This window comes from Mycobacterium sp. NGS15 (assembly GCF_059813245.1).
In genome coordinates this window covers 1-6,574 of record NZ_JCALEF010000013.1, presented here as the reverse complement: position 1 = coordinate 6,574, position 6,574 = coordinate 1, and the positions used below count along the sequence as shown (strand labels likewise).

4 protein-coding genes and 1 pseudogene are annotated in these 6,574 nt (G+C 60.5%); 3 read left to right on the top strand and 2 right to left on the bottom strand.

Going from position 1 to position 6,574, the window contains the following annotated elements; translation table 11 throughout:
• The first annotated feature begins 83 nt into the window (after positions 1 to 83).
• The 3 genes from AC5Y5C_RS24820 (at position 84) to AC5Y5C_RS24810 (ending at position 3,548) form a co-directional block, all read left to right on the top strand.
• Entirely contained in the window at positions 84 to 1,193 is a 1,110-nt protein-coding gene (locus AC5Y5C_RS24820; RefSeq protein WP_499977334.1) for a phosphotransferase family protein, read from the top strand.
• A complete protein-coding gene (gene eno / locus AC5Y5C_RS24815; RefSeq protein WP_499977333.1) occupies positions 1,175 to 2,497 on the top strand; it encodes a phosphopyruvate hydratase in 1,323 nt (440 codons plus the stop codon). The genes AC5Y5C_RS24820 and eno overlap by 19 nt, the downstream gene beginning before the upstream one ends.
• Before the next feature lie 124 nt (positions 2,498 to 2,621).
• Positions 2,622 to 3,548, top strand: coding sequence for a LysR family transcriptional regulator (locus tag AC5Y5C_RS24810; RefSeq protein WP_499977332.1), 927 nt, complete (start codon positions 2,622 to 2,624; stop codon positions 3,546 to 3,548).
• A gap of 726 nt (positions 3,549 to 4,274) precedes the next feature.
• Here AC5Y5C_RS24810 and AC5Y5C_RS24805 read toward each other — a convergent pair.
• Together AC5Y5C_RS24805 and AC5Y5C_RS24800 are read right to left on the bottom strand one after the other, a co-directional pair.
• A pseudogene (locus AC5Y5C_RS24805) lies at positions 4,275 to 4,592 on the bottom strand (integrase core domain-containing protein); the annotation flags it as partial.
• Positions 4,593 to 4,749: 157 nt separating this feature from the next.
• On the bottom strand, positions 4,750 to 6,006 hold the full coding sequence (locus AC5Y5C_RS24800; RefSeq protein ID WP_499977335.1) for a lipase family protein: 1,257 nt from the start codon (positions 6,004 to 6,006) through the stop codon (positions 4,750 to 4,752).
• Positions 6,007 to 6,574: the final 568 nt, after the last annotated feature.

Genomic DNA, 6,574 nt, shown 5'->3' with positions numbered 1-6,574 from the left:
CTCTCAAACTCAGAGGAGTTCTCATGATTCGACAGGAATGTTCTGCCAATCGCTCGCGGGCAAGGCGAACTACCGAGCATGGGGTGTTCGATCCCGCTGGCATTGATCTCGTGGTTGCGAATGGTGCCGGTGGTCAAATCGGAGATAGTCGACGGGGCGAGGTCGAAGCGCTCGGCAGTCCGATGATCGTCGCCGGCGCAGTTGCAGCGCAGCTTTTCCACGACGTCACCGAGCACCTGATAGCGCGAGGACTAGCACCCGTCGGCACCGGTCTCGAATTGACTCCGCTGGCGGGTGGCGTCTCCAACGATGTCATCGCAGTCTCCGGGCCAGGTGTCGATGTCGTGGTGAAGCGCGCACTGTCGACATTGCGCGTCGAGGAGTTGTGGAACGCCGACGAGAAGAGACTGCAGGCCGAAGGTCGCGCTCTGCAACTGGTCGGGGCCATGTTGCCGGCAGTAACTCCTCAGGTTTTAGATCTCGACGAGAGATTTTTGGTCATCGAACGCTCGCCTCATCATTGGCATGAATGGCGTACCGAGTTGATGTCCGGAGTCGCAGACGCCCGGGTCGCCCGGGAACTGGGTCGCAGCCTTGGAATTTGGCAGGTCAACACCGCTGCCACACCGTCCCTCGTCCAACCTTTCCTGGACCGCGAATCTTTTCACCAGCTTCGCGTGGAACCGTTTTACGAGACAGTCTTGGCCCGCAACGCTGACCTTTCAGAATCGATTCAGCGCACCATTTGCGTCATGCTCTCCCGTCAAACATGTTTGGTGCATGGAGATTTCACGCCGAAGAACATTTTGGTTGAACCCTCGGAGGTTTCGGTGTGCGAGCGCCGGTTATGGGTGCTGGATTGGGAAGTGGCGCACGTCGGTGACGAGGACTTCGATCCTGCGTCGTTGTTGGCGCACCTGCTGATCAAGTCGGTTCATCAGCCGGAAATGAGCTCGGCGCTGCTCGATTGTGCGTGTGCTTTCGTAGAGAGCTGGCGATCCCACATCGAGTTCTCCAACGATCAGAGTCACCTCGTGCGTCAGATTGGCTGCATGTTACTCGCTCGAGTTGACGGAAAGAGCCCCGTCGGCTACCTCGACCGAAACGGTCGGCACAAGATCCGAAACATCGGTCGGCTCCTGCACCAGAAACCAGGGTCGACGATTGCTCAAATATGGGAGATGACCAAGTGACCGTACCGAAGATCGAATCCGTTCTGGCCTGGGAAGCGCTCGACTCGAGAGGAACTCCCACCGTTGCCTGTGAAGTGACTCTGAGTGATGGCTCTCGCGGAGAAGCGACCGTACCCGCGGGAGCGTCTACAGGGCGTCACGAGGCAAAGGAATTGCGCGACGGAGGCAACCGTTACGGAGGCCGAGGCGTCAGCAAGGCTGTCGCAAACGCCAACACAGTGCTGTCTGAGGTGGTCCGAGGATTGCCGGCCGCCGATCAACACACGGTCGACTCCACGATGCGTGCCGTAGATGGCACATCGGAGCTGTCGAACGTCGGCGCGAATGCGGTTCTCGCGATATCCGTAGCTACGGCACTCGCGTCAGCAAGCTCGAGAGACCTTCCGCTGTATCGATCAGTGGCAGTCGGGGACCCCCTCCTGCCGCTTCCGATGGTCAACATCATCTCCGGCGGAGCGCACGCCGGGCGCTCGATCGACGTGCAAGACTTTCTGGCCGTACCTGTCGGCGCTCGACGTTTCTCCGAGGCCGTCGAATGGACAGCACGGGTGCGTGCTGGTACGGCCGAGGAACTGTCCAGGCAAGGATGGCCAAATTCTCTGGTGGCAGATGAAGGTGGTCTATCTGCGGCGCTGCCATCAAACCGCGCCGCACTCGATATCCTTGTCAAGGGTATCGAACGCGCGGGTCTGCGTCCGGGCAGTGATGTCGGCATCGCTATCGACATTGCCGCCACTCAGTTGTTAGCCGATGACGGTAGGTATCACCTAGCGGCCGAACAACGTCATCTCGGGCCTGAAGGTCTTATTGAGGAGCTCCATAGTTGGTGCAGCACATACCCGATTGTTTCCTTGGAAGACGCATTAGGAGAGGATGACTGGGATGGCTGGGTCAAAGCCACCGCGCGGCTCTGCGACGTGCAGATTCTCGGCGACGATCTCTTCACAACTAGTACCGAACGTCTACAACGGGGTATCGACAACAATGTTGCCAACGCGGTCCTCGTCAAACCCAATCAGATCGGAACCCTCACCGACGCCTTCAATGTCGTGACGCTTGCTCAGCAAGCGGGATATGCCACCGTTTTGTCCGCACGATCCGGTGAGACGGAGGACAATTGGCTGGCCGACTTTGCTGTCGGATGGCGCACCGGTCAGATCAAGGTCGGTTCTACGATGCGTTCCGAACGCACGGCCAAATGGAACCGTTTGCTGCGGCTCGAGGCGGAACTCGGGGCCGACAGTGTCGAGTATGCCGGAGCAGCCGCGATTACCCCGCGCGTCCACGTGGTGGAACCTATTTGACCGTTCTTCACCTTGCCGGAGCTGTCAATCGTGAGTCGGCGCATCACGATCCCTTCTCACCTTGAATTCGGTCGGTGCTAGGTTGATCGAGAACGTGTGAGGATACGGGTGACGAAGGAACCGCGTGCAATTGGACTGGCTGGAAACATTTGTAGCGGTGGCCGAGCGCGGCGGTTTCGGAGCCGCTGCCCAGGCGCTCTTCCGATCGCAATCACGGGTCAGCGCTCATGTCGCAGGCTTGGAGAGCGAACTTGGCACCATACTTTTCGATCGAAGCCAGCGGCCGGTGGCTTTGACGGTTACGGGTGAAAAGCTCTTTCTGCGCGCGCGCACAATTCTCGACGAGATCACTGCTGCCCGAGCCGATGTCGTCGATCTCGCTGGACGAGTCGAAGGCAAAGTTGTCTTGGGAACCTATGCAAGCGCAGGCGCGAACTTCGTACCCGAGGTATTGCGTGCGTTCTGTATCTCTTTTCCTCACGTGGAGGTTCAACTCGCCGAACAGGCCGTTTTGGGTATCGACAGTGCCTTGTCCGACGGGGCAGTAGACCTGGCTATTCGGCCGTCAGAACCGAAACCGGCCATCCCCGGCATCCACCACATGCCGCTCTGGCGCGAAAGGATGAAGGTCGTCGTCGCCCCAGACCACCCGTTGGCTAGCGAGCTTAGCCCGCTGCCAGTGAGCACCTTGGGTCGCTACTCATTGATCTTGTCCGGAGCTGGAACGGGTGGAGAAGCGCAACAACTACTGACAACTCGCGGTGTCGACTTTTCGGTCGCGTTCTGGTCAGATCAGCCGACGACAGTGGTGTCGCTCGCACGCGCAGGACTGGGCGTGGGGTTCGTCAACGCCCTGGCACTCGTCGCTCCGGACACGGAGGGCGTGTGCATTATCGACGTCGCAGACGAGGGGCTCGTACGGGACGTCGGCGTTTACTGGACCGATCGGATGTACACATCGCCAGCCGTACTTGCGATGCACTCGATGGTCATCAACTCGCCAAGGCCAGAAGGCACCTCAGCAATCGATGGCTTAGAGCCAAAGCGCTAGCGGCGCGGGATGAGCACGCTACCCGGGCATTAGTAGAGTCGGCGCTGGGCTGGTGCTGATGCCAGTGGGTATCGCAGACCGTGTAGCAGCCTGGTCCTGACAGCACACAGCAAAGAACACTAGAGGTGCCCAATTTATTGGAGGGCGCGTGTTGTGTGGAGAAGGGCCGTGCGGTGCGGATGGCCCGTGTGCTGCGGGCAGGGTTGGGACCGAGCACGGGGCGGTGTCTCGGGCTGTGTCGCAACGGGGTTTGGGCTCGAGTCCGTGTGGGCGTGGATGAATCGCTCCGGCGTGTCCGGAGACTTTGATATGACCCGGGTTCACCGGAGTGAGTTTGCGTGAATCTTGGTCACGGCATCCCTGAAGGAGCCGTGGCCGTGCCCAAGCGTTACCCCCAAGGATTCCGCCGCAAGGTGCTCGGCCTGGTGGCTGCTGGCCGCTCCATCGTCCAGATCGCTGCCGATTGTCGTCTGCCAGGAGGATGGTCCAGGGTGACTTGATTTGCCAGGGCGATGAGACCACCGTCGCGTCGCGTCGGTGGTCTCTTCATCTGTTCGTTTGATCGCCGTGACGGGCCAAGTCACGGAGGCGGCGGGCATGGCTTTCGGGAGGTCGGTGTGAGACGAGGTCGGGGAAGGGCTGCGGGTGTGGCTGGGGTCGCCAGGCTGGCCGGCACCGGGCTACCGCACGATCGCTGTGAAGGGGACCCATTTGGTGGTTCAGTCGCTAAGCGGCTACGGGCTGGTGGAACGTGGTCCACTTGTAAGGCGAACTCGGCTGGGGTGAGTTCGCCGTGGGCGGAGTGGGGTCGGTTAGCGTTGTAGTCGATCCTACAGTCCTCGATGATCACTCGGGCCTCTCGTAGCGAGTCGAGAACCGCCAGGAGCTGAGCAGCTCGTCGCGCAGGCGGCCATTGACCGACTCGACCCAGGCGTTCTGCCATGGGGATCCAGGATCGATGAACAACGAGCCGGTGCTGTTGAACCGACACCAGTCGTTGACCGCGTGAGCGATGAACTCGGGTCCGTTCCGGACGGTGCACGGCGGTGGCGATTGCGAAGAAAACCGTCGATCAGAGCGTGAATAGTGGCGCTCAGATCTGCGGTAGAGCGGTCCGGGCGAACGTCCCCGCGCAGTTGCCCCGCCTGCAGAATTGCTTGGGGACGAGCAGCGTCGGTCAACAACCTCGCCGCGACCTGGTTCAGAGCGCATTGCAGTTCGGTGTGGTGGCAGCACCGTTGAACCGGTCGGTGATCCAGGCCATGCTGCGCTCACCATCGACGAAAGCCGGCAACAACGCATTGACGTTGAGCTTGTTGAAAAGCGGCGGCGCCTCATTGGTCCAAAGCTGCACATCGGCACCCTTGGTGCACCAGTCTCGTACAGTCTCGACTGTAGACTGATACGGGCCGAAGGGATCCCACTGGTTCTGGGAGATATAGACAGGCCCTGTCGGTCTCATATTGCCAAGGCGTTGCATACCTAGAATGCTCTTGAATGGATCGTTTAGCACCACTTGATCGAGATCATCCTTGAACCAAGGTTGCAGGTGTCGAAAGGCGTAGTCGATACCGGTCTGCAGCATGCATTGCCGGCCCGTGTTGGCCAGCATTTCGACGCCGCGTGGGGTCAGCGCGTCCCAAATCGGTTGCTCGGTTGCGGGATAGGACGCCTGAATGCCCCGCAGTACCCATCCCATCGCCCCGGCGAGGAAGTTGCCGTCGACGCTTGGTACCGTGGCGGCCAAATCGGTCGGGGCAGCGTTCGCGTACGTTCCGACGACGTGCAGTTCGGGTGCATACGTCGAGGCGAGCTCGGCGGCCGACAAGGCTGCGTGTCCGCCGGCGAGCCAGCCCCAGAATGCCACCGGACCAGTGGGACTCAGTGAGGTGGCGGGAACATGCCTGGCCGCACGGGCTGCATCGAGGAGGGCGGATGCCCCAGCTACCCGGTTGAGGAACTGAGGTGACATGGGTCCGTGCACACCCATACCGATGCCGTCGGTGATGACGATGGCAAATCCGCGAGCCAGCAGCGTCGCGATGAAACCTTCTTCGAGGTTGAACATCACATCGAATCCAGTGTCCAGCGAGGCGTGAATGCCTTGGTTGAACAGACGCGACGGCGCGCATTGTTCTCCCATGCCATAAGGTGCAGTGACGTAAGCCAGGAGGGGTCGCGGCCCGCTCCCCGGCCATGGGATGTCTGGCTCGATGTAGGTACCGGTCACCGCGACCGGATTTCCGGTAGCGTCGGTACTGCGGTACATGATCCGCGTTCCGGTGCCCACGTAGGACCCCAACTGCCCGGAAGGCTCTAAGACCAAGCGTGACGGCTCCGACCGGATCAGGTCACCAGGCCTACCCGGCGGAAGCGGATCGGGAGGTGTGTAGAACGTCTCGTACTGGCTTTCATCGGCGTGCGCCACCACAGGCGCCCCGAAGCCGAGGATAAGCATCACGGTGAGGATTAACCGGCCGATGATGGCAGACAGGGACGGGTAGCATCGGTTGGTGGATTGGTGCGCATTGACTGCTGTAAACGCGCAGGGTTCGGTGAGCATGATTGTCGTCCTTGACATCGCTGAGTGTGACCGAATCGGTCATGGATTTTGCCCGGTGTGCCGATCCGCCGGACAGCCTGAGTAGGCGCTACTACGAACCAACAGCTGCGCGAAGGCACAGCGGAGCACGCCCGGGGAAACTTAAACTTCTGTACGACTGGCTGTTTGGCGTGTGTCGTTCACACCAGTCGACATACATCGGCGCTGAGGTCAGGGCGGAGAATTCGTCGCCGTCTTGCAGCAGACTCGATGGCGAAAAGTGCGCGTTGCATTTGTGCTTTCCTTTGTGAGAGTCGTGATTCAGGTATTGAGTCGTGTCCTTCGCTTGGGAGTCACGGCGGTGATCGCCGGTACCAGGCTCGCCGGGACCGCCCATTCGGAAGGGTGGCCGGTTGCTGAGCGTTCGTAACTTGTATGGGCTTCTCTGAGTGTTGCAGCGTCTTCGGGGGTCACGCCGGAGAAG